The organism is Brevibacterium sp. UBA7493 (assembly GCF_002479565.1).
GTDB lineage: Bacteria > Actinomycetota > Actinomycetes > Actinomycetales > Brevibacteriaceae > Brevibacterium > Brevibacterium luteolum.
Window position 1 is genome coordinate 353,362 of the sequence record NZ_DLOD01000003.1, and the last position, 20,413, is coordinate 373,774.

General features: G+C 66.4%; 17 protein-coding genes. 10 read left to right on the top strand and 7 right to left on the bottom strand.

Going from position 1 to position 20,413, the window contains the following annotated elements:
• Positions 1–78: 78 nt before the first annotated feature.
• On the bottom strand, positions 79–981 hold the full coding sequence (locus B4E96_RS02980; RefSeq protein WP_180964678.1) for a DegV family protein: 903 nt from the start codon (positions 979–981) through the stop codon (positions 79–81).
• Positions 978–2,288: a UDP-glucose dehydrogenase family protein gene (locus B4E96_RS02985; RefSeq protein ID WP_259798043.1), complete on the bottom strand. Its 1,311-nt coding sequence runs from the start codon at positions 2,286–2,288 to the stop codon at positions 978–980. The genes B4E96_RS02980 and B4E96_RS02985 overlap by 4 nt, the downstream gene beginning before the upstream one ends.
• 145 nt (positions 2,289–2,433) lie before the next feature.
• Between B4E96_RS02985 and B4E96_RS02990 the strand changes: the two genes are divergently transcribed.
• On the top strand, positions 2,434–3,117 hold the full coding sequence (locus tag B4E96_RS02990; RefSeq protein ID WP_102160388.1) for a hypothetical protein: 684 nt from the start codon (positions 2,434–2,436) through the stop codon (positions 3,115–3,117).
• A gap of 1 nt (position 3,118) precedes the next feature.
• Here the strand turns inward: B4E96_RS02990 and nadE are convergent, their stop codons facing one another.
• Both nadE and leuS read right to left on the bottom strand, forming a co-directional pair.
• On the bottom strand, positions 3,119–3,946 hold the full coding sequence (gene nadE / locus B4E96_RS02995) for an ammonia-dependent NAD(+) synthetase (RefSeq protein ID WP_102160390.1): 828 nt from the start codon (positions 3,944–3,946) through the stop codon (positions 3,119–3,121).
• A 49-nt stretch (positions 3,947–3,995) separates the two neighbouring features.
• Entirely contained in the window at positions 3,996–6,872 is a 2,877-nt protein-coding gene (gene leuS / locus B4E96_RS03000; protein ID WP_286956327.1) for a leucine--tRNA ligase, read from the bottom strand.
• 236 nt (positions 6,873–7,108) lie between these two features.
• On the opposite strand from leuS, the gene B4E96_RS03005 reads away from it, so the two are divergent.
• The 8 genes from B4E96_RS03005 (at position 7,109) to glpK (ending at position 15,912) form a co-directional block, all read left to right on the top strand.
• Positions 7,109–8,941, top strand: coding sequence for an AMP-dependent synthetase/ligase (locus B4E96_RS03005; protein ID WP_286956329.1), 1,833 nt, complete (start codon positions 7,109–7,111; stop codon positions 8,939–8,941).
• Between the two features lie 89 nt (positions 8,942–9,030).
• Positions 9,031–10,020, top strand: coding sequence for a polyphosphate kinase 2 (ppk2, locus tag B4E96_RS03010; RefSeq protein ID WP_259798050.1), 990 nt, complete (start codon positions 9,031–9,033; stop codon positions 10,018–10,020).
• A 78-nt stretch (positions 10,021–10,098) separates the two neighbouring features.
• Positions 10,099–11,154 carry a YhjD/YihY/BrkB family envelope integrity protein gene (locus B4E96_RS03015; protein WP_286956331.1) on the top strand — a complete coding sequence of 352 codons (1,056 nt, stop codon included), beginning with the start codon at positions 10,099–10,101 and terminating at the stop codon, positions 11,152–11,154.
• On the top strand, positions 11,124–11,783 hold the full coding sequence (locus tag B4E96_RS03020) for a DNA-3-methyladenine glycosylase (RefSeq protein WP_286956332.1): 660 nt from the start codon (positions 11,124–11,126) through the stop codon (positions 11,781–11,783). Before B4E96_RS03015 ends, B4E96_RS03020 begins: the two co-directional genes overlap by 31 nt.
• On the top strand, positions 11,780–12,523 hold the full coding sequence (locus B4E96_RS03025; RefSeq protein ID WP_286956333.1) for a fructosamine kinase family protein: 744 nt from the start codon (positions 11,780–11,782) through the stop codon (positions 12,521–12,523). The genes B4E96_RS03020 and B4E96_RS03025 overlap by 4 nt, the downstream gene beginning before the upstream one ends.
• Positions 12,524–12,589: 66 nt before the next feature.
• Positions 12,590–12,925: an antibiotic biosynthesis monooxygenase family protein gene (locus tag B4E96_RS03030; protein ID WP_165882783.1), complete on the top strand. Its 336-nt coding sequence runs from the start codon at positions 12,590–12,592 to the stop codon at positions 12,923–12,925.
• Positions 12,926–12,993: 68 nt separating this feature from the next.
• The gene (locus tag B4E96_RS03035; protein WP_102160403.1) at positions 12,994–14,412 is read left to right on the top strand and encodes a glyceraldehyde-3-phosphate dehydrogenase; all 1,419 of its coding nucleotides are present in this window, start codon (positions 12,994–12,996) and stop codon (positions 14,410–14,412) included.
• Between the two features lie 3 nt (positions 14,413–14,415).
• Positions 14,416–15,912 (top strand): glycerol kinase GlpK, encoded by a 1,497-nt coding sequence (gene glpK, locus B4E96_RS03040; protein WP_102160405.1) that lies wholly within the window; start codon positions 14,416–14,418, stop codon positions 15,910–15,912.
• A 29-nt stretch (positions 15,913–15,941) separates the two neighbouring features.
• On the opposite strand, the gene B4E96_RS03045 is transcribed toward glpK, so the two are convergent.
• Genes B4E96_RS03045 through B4E96_RS03055 form a run of 3 tightly spaced genes read right to left on the bottom strand, consistent with a single transcriptional unit; the run spans position 15,942 to position 19,321 of the window.
• Positions 15,942–16,907 carry a D-2-hydroxyacid dehydrogenase gene (locus tag B4E96_RS03045; protein ID WP_102160408.1) on the bottom strand — a complete coding sequence of 322 codons (966 nt, stop codon included), beginning with the start codon at positions 16,905–16,907 and terminating at the stop codon, positions 15,942–15,944.
• 27 nt (positions 16,908–16,934) lie between these two features.
• Positions 16,935–18,638 carry an MDR family MFS transporter gene (locus B4E96_RS03050; RefSeq protein WP_286956334.1) on the bottom strand — a complete coding sequence of 568 codons (1,704 nt, stop codon included), beginning with the start codon at positions 18,636–18,638 and terminating at the stop codon, positions 16,935–16,937.
• A 5-nt stretch (positions 18,639–18,643) separates the two neighbouring features.
• On the bottom strand, positions 18,644–19,321 hold the full coding sequence (locus tag B4E96_RS03055) for a TetR/AcrR family transcriptional regulator (RefSeq protein ID WP_170274242.1): 678 nt from the start codon (positions 19,319–19,321) through the stop codon (positions 18,644–18,646).
• A 98-nt stretch (positions 19,322–19,419) separates the two neighbouring features.
• On the opposite strand from B4E96_RS03055, the gene B4E96_RS03060 reads away from it, so the two are divergent.
• On the top strand, positions 19,420–20,376 hold the full coding sequence (locus tag B4E96_RS03060) for an NAD(P)-dependent oxidoreductase (RefSeq protein WP_259834983.1): 957 nt from the start codon (positions 19,420–19,422) through the stop codon (positions 20,374–20,376).
• Positions 20,377–20,413: the final 37 nt, after the last annotated feature.

Consider the following 20,413-nt stretch of genomic DNA (forward strand, 5'->3'; position numbering starts at 1 on the left):
CTTCTGCAAGCCGGATGTGTAGCAGGGTGTGGACGCCGCGTGGCATCCACACCACCGGGTGCGCTGGCGAGTGCTGTTCTAGGGAGTGGTCTGGACGACCAGTCCGGTGCTGCCCGGTCCGACGTGGGCGGTCACGACCGTGGAGAGCACTGCCTGGCGGAACTGCGCGCCGTCCGGCAGGTCGGCGTCCCGCACGGCAGCCGCGAGACGGTGGGCAGTGTCTGAGGCTTCGTCGAAGGTAGCCTCGGCGTGGAGCAGGACCACTTCCTGTCCGCGCTCGGGGTAGAGTTCGCTGAATTCGTAGGCTGATTCGGTCACGAGGTTGATGACGCGATCAACGGCCCGTGCCCGGGTGCGTACGCGGGCCAGCGGTGTCACCGTTCCGTCACGCAGGCCCAGCACCGGTGTGATCGACAGGGCTCGGCCGACCAGTGATGATGCGGCTCCGATCCGGCCGCCGCGGCGCAGGTATTCCAGTGAGTCGGGCATGAAGAAGGTGCGCGTCTCAGCGAGGCACCAGTCGGTGACTTCGCCGGCCAGGCTCTCAACAGGAACCTCACGCTGGGCACCGGCGACAGCGAGGGCCACAGCACCGGCCATACCGGCCGACGTCAGCTGGGTGTCGACGACGTGCACCGGCACAGGCGCCTCACCTGCGGCCTGCTGTGCGGAGGCGTGCGTGCCCGACAGTTGGGCTGACATCGTCAGCACGAGCACTGCCTCGGCACCGGCTTCGGCCATCTCGGAGATCGCGGTGCTGAATTGCTCGGGGCTGGCCAGCGACGTCGTGACTGCCAGTCCTGATGCCATCCCGGCGCACACCTCGGTGGCAGTCCACTCGTTATCCGCCCGCGAGTCATCCCCAACGGTGACGCTGAGGTCGACGATCGCGAACAGGCCGCCGAGGCGTTCGGAGTACGCCTCAGCGGTGTCCGCGTCGATGTTCGCGGTGGAGTCGCAGATGACCGCCAGAGCTGTCACGGCCGGCCCAGTGCCCGATACGTCCAGCCGGCTGCGCGCCAGGCAACGGGGTCGAGGACGTTGCGGCCGTCGACGATCGCCTGCTGCTTGACGAGCTTGGCGCTCTCAACCGGGTCGAGGCTGCGGTATTCCTGCCACTCGGTCAGCAGCAGCACCGCATCGGCGCCGGTGAGCGCGGTCTCCAAGTCGGTTTCGTATTCGAGGTCAGGGAACATCGCCCGGGCATTGTCGACCGCCTGCGGGTCGGCGACCGTCACGACGGCGCCCTGCAGAGCGATGAGGCCTGCGACAGCCAGTGCCGGGGAGTCGCGGACGTCGTCGGAGTTCGGCTTGAAAGCTGCGCCGAGGATCGTGATGCGCTTGCCGATGAAGGAGCCGTCGACGACCTCGCGGGCAAGGTCGACCATGCGCACGCGGCGGCGCATATTGATCGAGTCGATCTCGCGCAGGAACGCAACGGCCTGGTCGGCGCCGAGTTCACCGGCGCGGGCCATGAAGGCACGGATGTCCTTGGGCAGGCAGCCACCGCCGAAGCCGAGGCCGGCGTTGAGGAACTTGCGTCCGATCCGGTCGTCCATGCCGATCGCATCGGCGAGCTGGGTGACATCAGCTCCGGCAGCCTCGCAGAGCTCGGCCATGGCGTTGATGAAGGAGATCTTCGTGGCCAGGAAGGAGTTCGCGGCGGTCTTGACGAGCTCGGCGGTCGCGTAGTCCATCACCAGACGCGGGGTGCCGGAGTCGACGATCGAGGCGTAGACGTCGTCGAGGATCTCGGTGGCACGTTCACCGGCCTCTCCGTCGGGTACGCCGTAGATCAGCCGGTCGGGTGCCACGGTGTCCTCGACCGCGTGGCCTTCGCGCAGGAACTCCGGATTCCATGCCAGGGCGGCACCGGTGGCCGTGACCTGTTCGGCCAGCCGGGCGGCAGTGCCGACCGGGACGGTGGACTTGCCGACGACGAGGTCGGTGTCGCTCAGGTGCGGCAGCAGGGCTTCGACGGCGGCGTCGACATAAGTCATGTCGGCTGCGAATTCGCTCTTGCGCTGCGGGGTGCCGACGCAGATGAAGTGCACATCAGCGCTGGCCGCCTCGACGATGTCGGTGGTGAAGGCGAGATTGTCACTGGTCTGCGCCCGGTCGAGCAGGTCTTCCAGACCTGGTTCGAAGAAGGGTGCTTCGGCCCGGCGGAGGGAGTCGATCTTGCGTTCGTCGACGTCGATGCCGACGACGTCGTGGCCCAGCGATGCCATGGCCGCGGCGTGAACGGCTCCCAGATATCCACATCCGATCACCGAGATCTTCGCCATCGTGTTGTGTTCCTCACTGCTTGTCGCATCAGCGGTCAGTGAGCTGGCAGGGTGGCCGCCGTGAGTATGCTGAACTGACCGATCTTCTTCCGTTCACAGCATAGATGTTCGCAGTCTGAAAGCAGGAATTCGGTACCCTGGAGCGGTGAAGCGTTTCGGTGATTTCCTCCTCAACACGCCCGCCGCCGCTGCGGCCGCCGGCGTGCTCGTCATCAGCCTGGTGCTGTTCCTCATTCCGCCCCTGCACCGCGCGGCCTGGGTGATCGGAATCGTGACCGTTCTCCTGGTGGCCGTGTGCCTGCTGTTCATCGGCGTGAAATGGTGGCAGGACCAGCAGCGCATCGACCGGCTCAACGCCGAGATCGCCGACGCTTCGAAGACCTATGCTTCGGTCGGGCTGAGCCCCATCGAAGAGGACGAGGACGAAGCGGCTGACACAACGCGGGCCAAGCGCGTCCTGGAGCTGTTTCCCAAGGATGCCGGGCTCGTGCAGTACATGCGGCTGGCCAACGGGTTCAGCACACTCGACCCGCAGCTGATGGAGCCGCTCCGCACGTTCCTCGACGAGTTCAAGAAGACCAGCTTCGAACAGCAGAGCATGCACGCAGCGTTCATGGACGTCTACCGGGCCGGCAAGAGCTTCGACTCGTGGGTGTCTGAGGAGACCTACATTCCCGACAGCGCACTCGAGATCAAGCCCGGCGATATCCGCGAAGGCGGCTGGCACGAGTTCAGCGCCGCCCGGGACGCCGGCGAGCAGAACATGGATGCGTTCCTCGACAGCCTGCGCGATTTCGAGCGCACGGCGCTGGAGACCCGCACCGTGTGAGTCAGTGGCGGATCCACCAGCCGTCTGCCGGGGCGACCGGCATCCGGCGCTTGTGCTCGCTGGCCAGGTACAGATCCTCGATCCGCTCGGCTGCCGCCGCTGAGACCTCCCCGCCTTCGAGGTAGGCATCGATGTCGGCGTAGCTGACGCCGAGCGCGTCTTCGTCGGTGCTGCCCGGGGTCTCATCGAGAAGGTCGGCCGTCGGCACCTTCTGCCACAGCCGCTCAGGGGCGTCGAGGTGCTGCAGCAGCGCTGCTCCCTGCCCCTTCGCCAGCCCGGTCAGCGGGGTGACGTCAGCGGCCCCGTCGCCGAACTTCGTGTAGAAGCCGGTGACCGCCTCGGCGGCGTGATCGGTGCCGAGGACGAGGCTGGAGCGCTGCGCGGCGATCGCGTACTGCACGAGCATCCGCTGGCGAGCCTTGACATTGCCCTTGTTGAAGTCGGTCATCGTCTCACCGGTGGCCGCGTTGAACGCCTCGACCGTGGCGTCGACGGCGCCGGCGATGTCGACGGTGAGCGCGACGTCCGGACGGATGAACTCCATGGCGGCCTGTGCATCATCTTCGTCATGCTGCACCCGGTAGGGCAGGCGGACGGCGCAGAACGTCGCGTCCACTCCCCTGCCGCGCAGCTGTTCGGCAGCCAGCTGGGCGAGCCTGCCGGCCAGCGTCGAGTCCTGGCCGCCGGAGATACCGAGGACGAATCCCTTCGTCGCTGTCGACAGACAGTAGTCGACGAGGAACTGCACGCGGGTCCCGATCTCGGTCGCCGGGTCGATGACCGGGCTGACCTGGAGAGTCGACCGGATCCGTTCGGACAGTGCACTCATGGATTCCCTTTCCAGCCGGTGCCGGGCACCAGCTCGATCAGTGTCTCGCTCAGTTGTCCGGGACGATGTTGACGAGCTTCGGCGCACGCACGATGACCTTGAGCACACCTGCGCCGGCCAGGGTGCGCTTGGCGCCGTTGGACTCCAGAGCCAGCTTCTCCAGCTCTTCAGCCGAAATATCGGGTGAGACCTCGAGCCGGTCGCGGACCTTGCCCTTGATCTGCACGACGCAGGTGACCGTGTCCTGGCCGAGGTACTGCTCGTCGGCGACCGGGAACGGCTCGTAGGTGATGGTCTCGCTGTGGCCCAGCCGCTCCCAGATCTCCTCGGCGATGTGCGGGGCCAGCGGTGAGAGCATGATCGTCAGCGGTTCGATCACCGCGCGCGGGCTCACGCCCTGCTTCGTCAGGTGGTTCGTCAGCACGATGAGCTTGGCGACAGCGGTGTTGAACCGCATGTGCTCCATGTCGTCGCGCACACCGGCGATCGTCGTGTGCAGCACCCGCAGCGTCTCGCGGTCCGGTGCGTCATCGACGACAGCGAGCTCGCCGGTGTTCTCGTCGACGATGAGGCGCCACACACGCTGCAGGAACCGCTGTGAGCCCACGACCGCGCGGGTCTCCCAGGCGCGGGAGAGCTCAAGAGGGCCCATCGACATCTCGTACAGCCGGAAGGTATCGGCACCGTAGGCGTCGTAGATCTCATCGGGGGTCACGACATTCTTCAGCGATTTGCCGATCTTGCCGTACTCGCGGTTCACCTGCTGCCCGTTGTGCCAGAAGGTCGCCTCGCCGGAATCATCAACGCGCTCTTCGACTTCGTCTGCCTGGACATAGGCGCCGCGGGAATCGGTGTAGGCGTAGGCCTGGATGTAACCCTGGTTGATGAGCTTGTGGAAGGGCTCATAGGAGCTCAGGTGGCCGAGGTCGTGGAGCACTTTGTGCCAGAACCGCGAGTACAGCAGATGCAGGACAGCGTGCTCGACTCCGCCCACGTACAGATCCGCGCCACCGGATTCGGCGTTCGCACGCGGGCCCAGCCAGTACTCCTCATTCGCCGGGTCGACAAGCTGCTCATCGTTCGTCGGATCGGCGTATCGCAGCTGGTACCACGAGGAGCCGGCCCAATTCGGCATCGTCGAGGTCTCCCGGCGGTAGGTCTTCGGACCGTCTCCGAGGTCAAGGGTGACGTTGACCCAGTCGGTGTTGCGACCCAGCGGCGGCTCGGGCTTCGAGTCGACGTCGTCGCTGTCGAAGGTGCGCGGCGAGAAGTCCGGAACCTCAGGCAGTGTCACCGGCAGCTGCTCGGCCGGCAGCGGGATCGGCGTGCCGTCTTCGTCATAGACGACCGGGAACGGCTCACCCCAGTAGCGCTGACGGCTGAACAGCCAGTCGCGCAGCCGGTACTGCGTCGTCGCCTCGGCCAGGCCGCGGCCGGCCAGCCACGAGATGACAGCGTCCTTGGCCTCACCGACGCCGGCACCGTTGATGTCGATCTCGTCGTTGGCAGAGTTGATCTTGACGCCCTCACCGGTGAACGGCTTGTCCTCGTCGTGGTCCTCGCCCGGCTGGACGGTGCGGATGTAGGGCAGATCGAAGGTCTTGGCGAAGTCCCAGTCGCGGACGTCCTCTGCCGGCACACCCATGATCGCCCCGGTCCCGTAGCCCATGAGGACGTAATCGGCGACGAAGACGGGGATGTCCTCACCGGTGGCCGGGTTCGGTACCCAGGTGCCGGTGAACACACCGGTCTTGTCCTTGTTCTCCTGGCGCTGCACCGAGGTCATGGCCGCAGCCTGGCGCTGGTAGGCGGCGATCGCCTCGGCCGGGGTGCTGCCCTCACCGCGCCACGCTGCCGGGACGCAGTCGTCCCAGGATTCGGTTGTCACGGCGTCGACGAGCGGGTGCTCGGGGCTGAGCACGAGGTAGGTGGCGCCGAAGATCGTGTCAGGGCGGGTGGTGTAGACGTCGATGCTGACGTCCTCACGGACCGGGAAGGTGATCTGCGCACCGGTCGAGCGGCCGATCCAATTGCGCTGCATGGCCTTGACCGCCTCGGGCCAGTCGACGGTGTCGAGATCGTCGATGAGGCGATCAGCGTAGGCGGTGATGCGCATGTTCCACTGGCGCAGGCGGCGGGTGAAGACCGGGAAGTTGCCGCGTTCGGAGCGGCCTTCTGCGGTGACCTCCTCATTGGCCAGCACGGTGCCCAGGCCCGGGCACCAGTTGACCGGGGAATCCGACAGGTAGGCCAAGCGGTAGTTCTGCAGCACGTCCTCACGTTCAGCAGCTGACAGCTCCGCCCACGCGGTGCCGGTGCCGGTGTCGCGGCCGGCTTCGAACTGGGAGACGAGCTCGCCGATCGGGCGGGCGGCACCACGGCCGTCGGCAGCCTCGGGGTCGTACCAGGAGTTGAAGATCTGCAGGAAGACCCACTGCGTCCACTTGACGAACTCAGCATCCGTGGTCGCGAACGTTCGCCGTGCGTCGTGCCCGAGGCCGAGCCGGCGCAGCTGCCGGCGCATATTGGCGATGTTCTCCTCGGTTGTCTTCTGCGGATGCGCCCCGGTCTGCACAGCGAACTGCTCGGCCGGCAGGCCGAAGGCGTCATAGCCGAGGGCGTGCATGACGTTCTTGCCGTTCATCCGCTGGAAGCGGGCGTAGACGTCAGTGGCGACATAACCCAGCGGGTGTCCGACGTGCAGCCCCTTGCCCGAGGGGTAGGGGAACATGTCCATGATGTAGGCGGTCTCACGGCCTTCGGCGGTGGCGCCGCGGCGCGTGCTGGCCAGCTCGCCGACCGGGTTCGGCGCGGCGAAGGTCTCCTCGGCCTCCCAGCGGTCCTGCCACTTCGCCTCGAGCTGACCGGCGAGCTCCGCGTCGTAGCGGTAGTCGACGGTGTTCGAGCGCGAATCGGAGGTGCTCATGGATGTGCCTTTCGGAGTTCGGGTGCAGGTCGGCGCCAGCGGCGCGATGCAAGCATTCTACGTGCGTGCCGCACCCGGTGCCACACGATCCCAGCACCGCTCTTCGGCCGCTCCGGACCCGCCATCTCAGAGGAGTGCTCCAGGACACATGCGTGATAGTTTTGAGGCTGAGATCGGCGCTGAATGCACACGCCGATACTGCCCCTGCAGCGAAGCGCCCTAAGGAGATGTGCCCAATGGCCGAGACCATGATGCAGTCCGTCACCCCGGTGAGTGGATTCGAGTTCGATCCGGAACCGAACCTTCCGGCCACGCTCATCAACCGGGCGGCGCGGGACCCGCATGGCATCGCGCTGTCGCGGCAGCAGAACGGCGAGTGGATCGACGTCACCGCGCAGGCCTTCCTCCACCAGGTCGAAGCACTGGCCAAGGGACTCATCGCCGCGGGCGTGCAGCCGGGCCAGCGGGTCGGCATCTTCGGCTCGACCGCATACGAGTGGACCCTGGCCGACTACGCGATCTGGTTCGCCGGCGGGATCACCGTCCCCTTCTACGACACCTCGTCTCGTGACCAGCTGGCCTGGATGCTCGAGGACGCCGAGGTGTTCTGCGGGTTCGTGCAGTCCGAAGACCACGCACAGCGCATCCGCGAGGCCTTCGCCGATGTCGAGGCGCTCGCCGATCGCGAGCCGACGATCTGGATCTGGACCGAAGACGGCATCGCCGGCCTGCTGCGCGACGGTGCGGACATCAGCGATGAGGAGCTGAAGGAGCGCACCAGCTACGCGACCCAGGACGATATCGCCACCCTCATCTACACCTCGGGAACCACCGGCCGTTCGAAGGGCTGCGTGCTCACCCACGGCAACTTCGTGCTCACCTCCCAGGCCGTCATCCATCAGGCTGGAGAGATCATCCGGCCCGGCGCCCGCTGCCTGCTGTTCCTGCCGCTGGCCCATGTGCTCGCCCGCTTCATCCAGGTCGTCACCATCCAGGGTGACGGCACGCTGGCCCACGAGGGCGATCTCAAGAAGCTCACCGACGCACTCGGCAGCTTCCGGCCGACCTTCATCCTCGGCGTGCCGCGCGTGTTCGAGAAGGTCTTCAACGCCGCCCTGTCGAAAGCCGAAGCCGGCTGCAAGCAGAAGATCTTCCGCGCCGCCGAGGCGGTGGCCGTGCGCTACTCCCAGGCCCTCGACGCCGGCCGGGTGCCGCTGACGCTGCGCGCCCAGCATGCGCTGTTCGACAAGCTCGTGTACTCGAAGCTGCGCGAGGTGATGGGCGGCCAGGTCACGCACGCGATCTCCGGCGGCGGGCCGCTGGGTGAGCATCTCGGCCACTTCTTCCGCGGCGTCGGCCTCATCGTGCTCGAAGGCTACGGCCTGACCGAGACCACCGCCCCGGTGACGGTCAACATCCCGGCGAAGTCGAAGATCGGCACCGTCGGCGTGCCGCTGCCCGGCTGCGCGGTGGCCATCGCTCCCGACGGCGAGGTCCTCGCCAAGGGCGTGTGCGTCTTCCGCGAGTACTGGAAGAACCCTGAGGCCACCGAGAAGGACTTCATGGACGGCTGGTTCGCCACCGGTGACATCGGCGACCTCGATGACGACGGCTATCTGCGCATCACCGGCCGGAAGAAGGAGCTCATCGTCACCTCGTCGGGCAAGAACGTCGCACCGGCTCCGATCGAGGACGCGCTCCGCCGCCACATGCTCATCCACCAGCCGGTGCTCATCGGCGACAACCGCAACTTCATCTCAGCGCTCATCTTCCTCGATCCGGAGATGCTGCCGACCTGGCTGGAGAACCACGGCCTGCCGAAGATGGACCTCGAAGAGGCCTCAGCGCACCCAGACGTCCACGCCGCGATCGAGAAGGCCGTCGAACGCGTCAACCGGAAGGTCTCGAAGGCTGAGAGCATCCGCGCATTCCGCATCGTGCCTGCCGAGCTGACCGAGCAGAACGGCTACCTGTCGGCCAAGCAGTCGGTCAAGCGCCACCTCATCGACCGGGACTTCGCTGACGTCATCGACGACATCTACGCATCGTCGAACGGCCAGCAGAGCTGACAGCTGAGTCCTCCCGGCACTCGGCAGGGTGAGATCTGAGTCGAGGGCGGCTGCATCTGCGCGATGCAGCCGCCCTTTAGACTGTATCTATGAGTGACGAGCGCAACAAAGGGACGAAGACATCTGACTCCGCAGCCGGCAACGGCAGCGCTGGAGAATTCGAGCTCACACCTGAGGGCGTGCCCGATTTCGCCAACGAGATCGACGAGATCCGGGAGCTGTCGAAGAAGCTCAAGTCCCGCTCCAGCGACTCCGAGGCGTGGAAGCACGGCTACCCGTACGACCAGAAGCTCACCCGGCGCCGGTATGAGCGTGAGAAGCGCCAGCTGCAGATCGAGCTGCTGAAGATGCAGACGTGGGTGCGCGAGACCAAGCAGAAGATCGTCATCATCTTCGAAGGCCGCGATGCCGCCGGCAAGGGCGGGGCGATCAAACGCTTCACCGAGCACCTGAATCCGCGCGGCGCTCGCGTCGTCGCCCTGGAGAAGCCCACCGAGCGGGAGAAGACCCAGTGGTTCTTCCAGCGCTACGTCCAGCATCTGCCCGCCGGCGGAGAGATCGTGCTCTTCGACCGCTCCTGGTACAACCGCGCCGGCGTCGAACGGGTGATGGGCTACTGCACACCGACGCAGTACCTGGAATTCACCCGCTCCTGCCCCGAGTTCGAGAACATGCTCGTGCAGTCGGGCACCCACATCATCAAGTTCTGGTTCTCCGTCGGCCGCGAAGAGCAGCTGCACCGCTTCGGCGCCCGCCGCACGGATCCGATCAAGCAGTGGAAGCTCTCCCCTACCGATCTGGCCAGCCTCGACAAGTGGGATGCCTACACGGAGGCGAAGAACGCGATGTTCTTCTACACCGACACCCCAGCCGCACCGTGGACGGTCGTGAAATCCAATGACAAGAAGCGCGCCCGGCTCGAAGCGATGCGCTACGTGCTCAACCAGTTCGACTACCCGGGCAAAGACCAGCGGGTGGCACGCACGGCCGATCCGCTCATCGTCGGCTCCCCTCGGGACATGTACGACGATGGCGAAACTCCGGCCGACACGTTTCCCACCACCCTCAGCGGGGACTAAGCTCATTCACAGAGCTCCTAGTCAGAGCCGCAGAACCAGGAGCATTGCCGTCAGATAGCCCCGCGAGGAAGCGAAGATATGGAACCCGACAACCGGATCTTGGTGAGTTCGAGCTCAGCGGCGGCCTCCGCCCAGAGCTTCATGAATAAGCCGGCAGTGGCACACCTGATGGCCACGCTCCAGCGCTTCGGCCAGCGGCTGGGCAACCAGTTCGGCGCGGCCATCACCTACTTCCTCGTGCTGGCGCTCATCCCCACGCTGATGTTCGCCTTCGCGGCGCTGGGCTTCATCCTTGACATCGTCCGCCCCGAACTCGTCGACGTCGTCACCCAGAAGCTGCACGAGTTCGCGCCCGGCCAGGACCAGCTTGTCGAGATGCTGCAGAACTTCATCGACAACTGGCAGGCCGTCGGCATCGTCGGCATCATCTCCGCGCTCTACACCGCGCAGGGATTCATCGGCAACCTCAAGGACGCCATCCGCGCCCAGCTGCGCAACGACATGGACGCCAAGCCGCAGGAGAACTTCGTCGTCCGCACCCTGTCGAACATCGTCACCCTCATCGGCCTGCTCATCGGCGTCGGCCTGACGATCGGCCTGACCGTCATCGGCACCGGCCTGCAGACCACCATCGTCGAATGGCTCCAGCTGCCCGGCTGGGTCACCCCGGTGCTGACGATCACCCCGATCATCATCACGCTGTTCTCCTCGTGGCTGATCTTCATGTTCCTGTTCACGATGATCCCGATCCACCCGATCCAGCCGCGCACCAAGCGCCTCGGCTCGCTCTTCGGCGCCATCGCGCTGACCCTGCTGCTGAACATCGCCACCGTGCTCATCGACCTGTTCTCCGGTTCACCGACCGCTGCACTGTTCGGCCCGGTCATCGCGATCATGCTCTCGATGAACGTCTTCGCCCGCATCATCCTCATGGTCGCCGCCTGGATGGGCACCGCCGATGACGAGCCGATCTTCGGCACCATCGCCGAAGCCCCGCCGGCCAGCCGCGAACAGCTCTCCCGCGCGCAGGGCAGCGCCGAGACGATCGGCGCGCTGGCCGTGGCCGGCAGCCTCATCGCCGTCACCATCCTCGGGTTCAACCGGTGGGCCGACAAACACGACACGTTCCGCTGACCGATTTCTTCGACCGCAGCGTCCACACCGTCGCGCCGCAGTTGCTCGGCGGAATCCTCGCCTGCACCGACGATGAGACCACGATCGCGGTGCGACTGACCGAAGTCGAGGCCTACGGCGGAGACGACGACCCCGGCTCGCACGCCTTCCGCGGTCGTACCGAACGCAACGCGACGATGTTCGGCCCACCCGGGCACCTGTACTGCTATCTGTCCTACGGCATGCACCGGCTGCTCAACATCGTCTGCCAGGATCCCGGCGACCCGGCCGCCGTGCTGCTGCGCGCCGGCGAGGTCATCACCGGCCACGAGGTGGCCCGCGCCCGCCGCGCACAGCGCCGCGGTGGGCAGGTGACCGACCGTGAGCTCGCCCGCGGCCCCGGCTGCCTCGGCCAGGTCTTCGCCGCCAGCGCAGCCACCGACGGGGCGGCACTCACCGTGCCCGAGGCGCCGGCCGGCTGGTCCTTCACCCCGCCTGCCGGACCGGTCGAGTACGTCGCAGGCCCCCGCGTCGGCGTCTCCGGTCCCGGTGGTGACCCCGACGCCTTCCCCTGGAGGTATTCGATACCCGGGGATGCGACCGTTTCGCGCTTCGTCCCCGGCCGCAACGTCACGAAAGCAGGGTCATGACCTTCCGCAAGACCGGCACCCACGTCCCCTCAGACTTCTTCGCCACCGAAGCCGGCGGACTGCGCTGGCTGGCCGAACCCGGAACCGTCGACGTCGCTGGCGTCATCGATGTCTCGGAGACCGCGCTGATCCTGGAGCGCATCGACGAAGCTCCTGCGACCCGCGAGGCCGCTGCTGACTTCGGCCACCGTCTTGCCGCCCTCCACCAGGCACCGGCCGGTCGATTCGGCGACAACCCACCGAAGGTCGAAACCTACTACTTCGGCCCGCTGAGCCAGCCGCTGAAGATCACAACACCCTCTGCCGACAGCTGCGGTGAGGCCTACGCAGCACGCCTTGAGTCCCTGGCCGGATACGACCCCAACCCGCCTGCCGAGGTCACCCAGCTCATCGAGCGGATCGGCGCAGGCACCTTCGACGACGATGCCGCCCCTGCCCGCGTCCACGGCGACCTGTGGGCCGGCAACCTGCTCTTCACCTCGGGCACGGCCGCCCTCATCGACCCAGCCGCCTGGGCCGGCCACCCGCTCATCGACCTCGGGATGCTCAGCCTCTTCAGCGCCCCGCACCTGGAGACGATCATCGGCGCCTGGGCCGAGGCCTATCCGGTCGACATGCTCGGCCGCGACTGGCGTGAGCGCATCGAGCTGTATCAGTTCTTCGGCCTCTACGCCCACGCGGTGCTCTTCGGCGGCGGCTACCGGCAGGCGAGCATCACAGCCGCCCGGCAGTATCTGTGAGGTCAGTGTCGTCTAGGCTGAGGGCAGCACGCCTGCACCCGCACGGATAAGGAAGAGGGACCCGCTATGTCCGTCGTCAAGATCAATGCCCTGACCGTCCCGGCCGAGACCGGTGATGAGATCGTCAACCGGTTCGCCCCGGCCATCGAACGGCTCGACAGCTTCGAGGGCTTTGAGCGGTTCGCGCTGCTCAAGCCGACTGATGACCGTTCGGTGTGGTTCGTCTACACGCAGTGGGCCAGCGAAGAGGCCTACGAGGGCTGGAAGAACTCACGGTCCTTCGCCAGCAGTCATGCCGAGGGTGCGGAGAAGAAGAAGCCGGTGGCCACCGGCGCTGAGCTGCTGGAGTTCGAGACGACGCTCGAGGCCACGGGGTTCGGCGCCGGCGGCGCTGGCCAGTAGGATTGTGCGAAGTAGCTGAGACAGGATTCGAAAGGGAATTTCTGGTGACTGATCCAACGATCGCGAAAATGGCAGAGTGGGCCTCGAAGCAGAGCGCCGCTGAGGACATGATCCCTCTGGTGGGCCGCCTCTACCGCAACAACGAGGTGCTGCTGACCGTCTACGGCCGCAGCCTGCTGAACAAGTCCGTCAACGGCATCATCAAGGCCCACCGCTACGCCCGTCACTTCGACGGCACCGAGCTCGACATGGATGAGACGCTGCGTCTGGTCACCGCGCTCGACGGTCTCAACCTGGGCCCGTGCCGCATCGATCTCGGCCGCATGGCCGCCGGTTTCCGCAACTCCGGCGGAGACGACGTCGAGGCCTACCTGCGCGAGCAGCTCTCCGAGGTCGTCGACGCTGTAGACCGCGAGCAGAGCAAGCCGCAGGACGTCGTCCTCTACGGCTTCGGCCGCATCGGCCGGCTGCTCGCCCGCATCCTCGTCGACCGCGCCGGCGGCACGAACATGCGCCTGCGCGCGATCGTCGTGCGCCGCGGCGGTGACAACGACATCGTCAAGCGCGCCTCCCTGCTGCGCCGCGACTCGGTGCACGGCAAGTTCGACGGCAACATCGTCGTCGATGAGGAGAACAGCACGATCTGTGCCAACGGCGTGCTCATCCAGGTCATCTACTCCGATGACCCGTCCTCGGTCGACTACACGAAGTACGGCATCGACAACGCCATCGTCGTCGACAACACCGGCCGCTGGCGCGATGAGGAGGGCCTGGGCAAGCACCTCAAGTGCCCGGGTGTGGCGAAGGTGCTGCTGACCGCACCGGGCAAGGGCGAGATCAAGAACGTCGTCTACGGCGTCAATTCCCACGACATCACCGCCGAGGACACGATCCTCTCGGCTGCCTCGTGCACGACGAACGCGATCACCCCGGTGCTCAAGGTCCTCAACGACGAATTCGGTGTGCGCAACGGCCACGTCGAGACCGTCCACTCCTTCACCAACGACCAGAACCTCATCGACAACTTCCACAAGGGCTCGCGCCGCGGCCGTGCTGCCGGGCTCAACATGGTGCTCACCGAGACCGGTGCTGCTAAGGCCGTGGCCAAGGCGCTGCCGGAGCTCAAGGGCAAGCTGTCGGGCAACGCAATCCGCGTTCCCACCCCGAACGTGTCGATGGCGATCCTCAACCTCAACCTCGGGCGCGAGACGACCGTCGATGAGCTCAACACGTTCCTGCGGGAGACCTCGCTGAACTCCGAGCTGCGCAACCAGATCGACTACATCGCCTCCCCAGAGGTCGTCTCGACTGACTTCGTCGGCTCCAAGCGCGCCGGCATCGTCGACGGCCTGGCGACCATCGTCGACGGTGATCGCGCTGTCGTCTACGTCTGGTACGACAACGAATTCGGCTACTCCTGCCAGGTGGTCCGCTGCATCGCCGACATGGCAGGCATCGACACCCCGGCCTTCCCGAAGCGCAGCTGAGCCATGGGCTACGTCCTCGCACTTGATGAGGGCACGACCTCGACGCGTGCGGTCATCTTCTCTGAAGATGGCCGCACGGTCGCTTCTGCCGGTCAGGAGTTCGAGCAGATCTTCCCGGCCGCCGGTCGTGTGGAACACGACGCCGGGGTGATCTGGCGGACCAGCCGGGAGGTCATCGGCCAGGCACTGGGCACCGCCTCGCTGACAAGCGCCGACATCGCCGCTGTTGGCATCACCAACCAGCGTGAGACCACCGTCGTGTGGGAGGCGGCGACCGGCCAGCCGGTGCACAACGCGATCGTGTGGCAGGACACCCGCGGCGGCGAATACGTCACGCAGCTCAGCGAATACGCTGAGGAGATCGCCGAGATCACCGGGCTGCCGGTCAACACGTACTTCTCCGGCATCAAGCTGCGCTGGCTGTTCGACCACGTCGACGGACTGCGCGAACGGGCAGCGGCAGGTGAGGTGCTCTTCGGCACCATCGACACCTGGCTGCTGTGGAACCTCACCGGCGGGGTCAACGGCGGCGCGCACGTCACCGACGTCACCAACGCCTCACGCACCCTGCTCATGGACCTGCACACCGGCCAGTGGTCACAGCGGATGTGCGAGCTGCTCGACATCCCGGCCGCCTGCCTGCCGGAGATCCGGCCATCAGTCGGGACCTTCGGCACAGTCGCATCCGGTCAGCTGCTGGCCGGCGTGCCGATCGCCGGAGTGCTCGGCGACCAGCAGGCAGCCGCGTTCGGCCAGTGCCGCTTCTCCCCCGGCGATACGAAGAACACCTACGGCACCGGCTGCTTCCTGCTGACGAACACCGGGGAGGAGATCCGCCGGTCAGCCAACGGACTCGTCTCCACCGTGGCGTACCAGATCGAGGGCCAGCCGCTGCAGTACGCGCTCGAAGGCTCGATCGCGGTAGCCGGTGCGCTCGTGCAGTGGCTGCGCGACAACCTCGGGCTTATCCGCACCGCCGATGAGGTCAACGATCTGGCCCGCGAGGTCTCCGACAACGGCGACGTCTACTTCGTCCCGGCCTTCTCCGGTCTCTACGCCCCACACTGGCGGGCAGACGCACGCGGGGTGCTCATCGGCATGACCCGCTTCACCAGCCGCGGGCACATCGCCCGGGCAGCCCTGGAAGCCACGGCCTTCCAGACTGCCGAGGTGCTCGATGTCATGCGCCGCGACTCCGGGTACACGATTGATCGGATCGCCGCTGACGGCGGCATGTGCGCCTCGGACATCCTCATGCAGTTCCAGGCCGATATCGCCGGCTGCGAGGTGGTCCGCCCGCAGATCATCGAGGCCACCGCTGCCGGCGCCGCCTATGCAGCCGGATTGGGTGCGGGAGTGTACGGCTCCCTCGACGAGCTGGCCGGCTACTGGCAGGCGGATGCCTCCTGGCAGCCGTCGATCACCGCAGCGGACCGGCAGCAGTTGCTGAGCCGGTGGAGCCAGGCGATCGAGCGGTCCCTCGGCTGGGTCGAGGACTGACCTAAAGCCCCTTTCCCAGACGGACCGGGTCAGCCGGCGGCGTAGCCTTTGGCCTTGTCGACGATGTTGAACAGCTGCTGGCCTGACCGGTACCGGTCCCAGTTGGCCATGAACTGCTCAGCTAAGCGGTCTGACCAGCCCGCGGAGTCACCGCTCATGTGCGGGGTGATGACGACACTGCCCATCTGCCACAACGGGCTGTCCTCCGGCAGCGGTTCCGGGTCGACGACGTCGAGGCCGGCACCGGCGATCTGCCCGGATTCCAGCGCAGCGACCAGATCGTCGGTGACAACACTGGCGCCGCGCCCGACGTTGATGAGATGCGCGCTCTCAGGCAGCGCTTCAAGCACGGCTGCATCGATGAGCCCGGTGGTCTGCTCAGTCAGCGGTGCGATGTTGATGAGCCAGTCGACTCCTGCGACGTGCTCAGCGAGATCGGCACTGGCGATGATCTCTCCGAAGTCGGGATCCCCGCCTCGGGCGCGGGAGCCGGCCCCAGTGACGTGCACACCGAGGGCGCGCAGCGTGGTCGCGATCGCCCGGCCGATCGACCCGGTGCCGACGATCATCGCATGCGAGCCTGCCAGGTCGCGGGATTCGCGGTGCTGCCAGATCCGCTGCCGTTGGTGGGCCAGCGAGGTCGGGAAGTCCTTGGCGAAATGCAGCATGAAGGCAAGCACGAATTCGGCGATCGGGCGGTCGAAGATGCCGCGGGCGTTGGTGACGGTGACCTCGGAGTCGCGCAGCTGATCGAACATGAGCGAGTCGACCCCGGCCGATGCCGCGTGGATCCAGTCCAGCCGGTCAGCACTGCTGAACGCGTCCTTGAGCGCTGGTGAGAAGAAGTCCCACATGAGCAGCACCTCGGTCCCGGGCAGCGCGGCGGCCAGCTCATCGGCTTCGACCCAGCGCACCTCGCTGGCCTCGTCGGCCAGGCGGTCGAAGTGCGCTGGGCGCTTCTTGTCAGGGGCGGTGAGGATCGTCAGGACGGTCATGGGCGGTCCTCCAAGCGGTCGGCTGGTTCAGGTGGCCGGCTTCTGCCCAGCAGAGTCGGCCTCGGTGTCAATCGTAGACCGGGTCTGCTGGCCGGGGCGGGCCTGCGCGCGTTCGATCCGGGTGGCCAGCGGCTTCTCGCGGATGAAGAAGAGCACGAGCAGTCCGAGCACCGGCAGCGGGGCCGCCCACAGGAACAGCGGCACGAGTGCATCGTTGTAGGCGCCGATGATGAGGTCCTGGATAGCGGTCGGCAGCTGGGACAGCGCTTCGGGTGTCAGTTCATTGGCGTGCAGTCCGCTGGCATCGGCACCGGGGACGGAGCTGAGCTTCTCGGTCAGGTTCGACATCAGGCGGCTGGTGAACAGCGAGCCGATGATCGCCATGCCGAAGCTGGCCCCGATCTGGCGGAAGAAGTTGTTCGAGGCGGTGGCGGTGCCGACCATCTCGACAGGGAAGGAGTTCTGCACGACGAGGACGAGCAGCTGCATGCTCAGGCCCAGGCCCGAACCCATGATGGCGAGGAAGATCATCGTCGTCCAAGAAGGGCTGTCGGCCCGCAGCTGGGACATGAGCACAAGTGAGGTGACGATGAGGCTCATGCCGATGATCGGGTAGAACTTGTAGCGGCCGGTGCGGGCGACGACGAATCCGATGCCGGTGGAGACGATGAGCATGCACCCCATCATCGGCACCATCATGAGGCCGGCACGGGCGGCGTCGACACCGTGGACCATCTGCAGATAGGTCGGCATGTAGCTGAGCACACCGAACATCGCCACACCGATCGTCAGCCCGGCGATGGTGGACAGCACGAAGTTGCGGTCGCGGAACAGCGACATCGGGATGATCGGTTCGGCCGCCCGGCGCTCGACGAAGACGAAGATGGTGCCGGCGACGAGCGCAGCGGCGCCGAGTCCGAGGATGACCGGTGAGGTCCACTCGTACTGGTGGCCGCCCCATGCGGCGATGAGCACGACGGCGGAGGTGAACACGGCGATGAGCGCCATGCCGGCGACGTCGACGCGCGGGCGTACCTCGGGACGGGTGTCGGGAACACGGAGCAGGATCATCGCGGCGATGATGGCGAAGATGCCGAGCGGGAAGTTCATCGCGAAGTTCCAGCGCCAGCCCGGCCCCTCGGTCAGCCAGCCGCCGATGAGCGGGCCGGCAACAGAGGACACAGCGAAGACCGAACCCATGGCACCCATGTACTTGCCGCGCTCACGGGCGGGCACGATCGCGGCGATGATCGCCTGGGAGAGGATCATCATGCCGCCACCGCCGATGCCCTGGAAGACACGGCCGATGATGAGGAAGGACATGTCCTGGGCGAGGAGGGCGAAGACAGAGCCGAGCATGAACATCGAGATCGCGAAGATGAACAGCGGCTTGCGGCCGAACAGGTCGCCGATCTTCCCGTAGATCGGCATCATGATCGTCGAGGCGAGCATGAAGGCCGTCGAAACCCACAGCATCTGATCGACGCCATGGAGTTCGCCGACGATCGTCGGCAGGGCGGTGGCCAGCACCGTCTGGTTGAGCGAGAACATGAACATCGCGACCATGAGGGCGGCGAACACCCACAGAATCGCACCGGTCGTCATGCCGGAGCCGTTGTCAGCTGGGTCGCTGGCAGCAGACGTCGCGGCACGGCAGTCAGCGGGAGCAGGCTTGCGGTGGCCTGCGAACTCAGCTTCTGCCGTATGCGGCGGGGTCACGTCCTTTGCCATGCGTCTCACTTACCATTTCCCTTCTGAGGTGTCTGTGTTCCGGCCAGAACCGAGCGGAACAGCCGGATGGAACGTTCGAATGTCTCCTTGGAGAAGTCCGGGTCGGCGATCTGATCCGGTTCGGACTGCATTACGGTGCGCACCGCGAAGCGCAGCGGCACCGCGCACAGCTGCACGAGCATGAGCGCCAGCTCTTCCGGTGTGCCGTCGGCACCGCCGAAGTCGATGTCCCCGCGGCGCAGCCGGGCGGCGACCACCTCGGCGGCGGCGTGTTCGATGGCTTCGTTCTTCTCGAACTGGCGGCGCATGAGCGCCGGGTACCGGGCGAGGATCTGGCGGCGTTTGAGGACGACGTCATCGGAGTTGAAGGTCAGCTGATATGTGCCGTAGATGAGCCGGGCGACGTCCTCAGCAAGATCCGCTCCCACCGGGTCGACTTCGAGGAACTCCTCGATCTGGTCGGTGTCGATGACGACGTCGGTCATGCCGACGATCGCGTCCTCCTTCGAGGCGAAGTAGTTGAAGAAGGTGCGCGCGGAGATGCCGGCGTCTTCGGCGATCTGGGCGACGGTGGCCTGCTCCAGGCCGTCCTCCAGGACGCGGTTGACGGCAGCGACGTGGATGGCCCGGCGGGTCAGCCGGGCTTTGCGGTCGCGGAGGCTTTCGGTTTCGGTGGTGCTCACATAAAGATTTTGCACCCAGTGCAACTTTACGTCAAGCGCAACTTTGCACTGTGTGCACTATTTTACTTCTGTTCACTCTCGGGTGCTGTGATGGGAGCATGATCACCGCAATCTGGATCGGCGAGCAGGACCCTGAGGTGCTGTCACTGCTGCGCGACGCGTTCACCCCTGTCCCCGGAGCCGAGCTCATCATCCCCGCAGGCACCGCGCCCTCGGGTGAAGAGCTGGCCCGCACCGAGTACATCCTCAACGGCGCCGGCGTCCTCGACGAGGCCGTCTTCTCACGCGCCCCGAATCTGAAGATGGTCCAGCGCGTCGGCGCCGGCACCGACGGCATCGACTTCGACGCCGCACGCCGGGCAGGCGTGACCGTCGCGAACCTGCCGGGTGCGAACTCGGTGGCCGTTGCCGAACTTGCCGTCGCCTCACTGCTGGCCTGCGCCCGCCACCTGCCTGGACTCAACACCGCCACACATGCCGGTGAGTGGACGCCGAATCGCTGGCTGCACTCCTCGATCGAGCTCTCAGGCAAGACTGCTGCGATCATCGGACTCGGCCACATCGGCCGGCTGCTAGCTGCCCGGCTGACTGCCTTCGACATGCGCCTGATCTACTTCGACGTCTTCCGCCAGCCGCCGGAGGTCGAGGAGCAGCTCGGCATCGAGTTCATGGCCCTTGACGACCTGCTGCCGCTGGCTGATGTGCTCTCGATCCACGTGCCGCTGACCGAAGAGACCAACGGTCTCATCGGCGCCAAGCAGCTCGCGGCGATGCCCACCGGTTCGATCGTGCTGAATCTCTCGCGGGCCGGCATCGTCGATGAGGAGGCCCTGGCGGCCTCGCTGCACTCGGGGCACACGGCCGGCGCCGGTCTCGACGTGTTCACCGGCGAGCCGAACATCGCCGGTCATCCGCTGCTCGACGCCCCGAATGTCGTGGCCACCCCGCATGCCGGGGCGCAGACCCGCGATACGGTCAGCCGCGTCTTCTCCCGGGCGGTCGAGAATCTCCTCGAGCATGCCGCCGGCCGCACACCGGCGCACGTCATCGACTGATCACTCCCCCGGCTCAGCTGGCCGCCGTTCCCGAGGC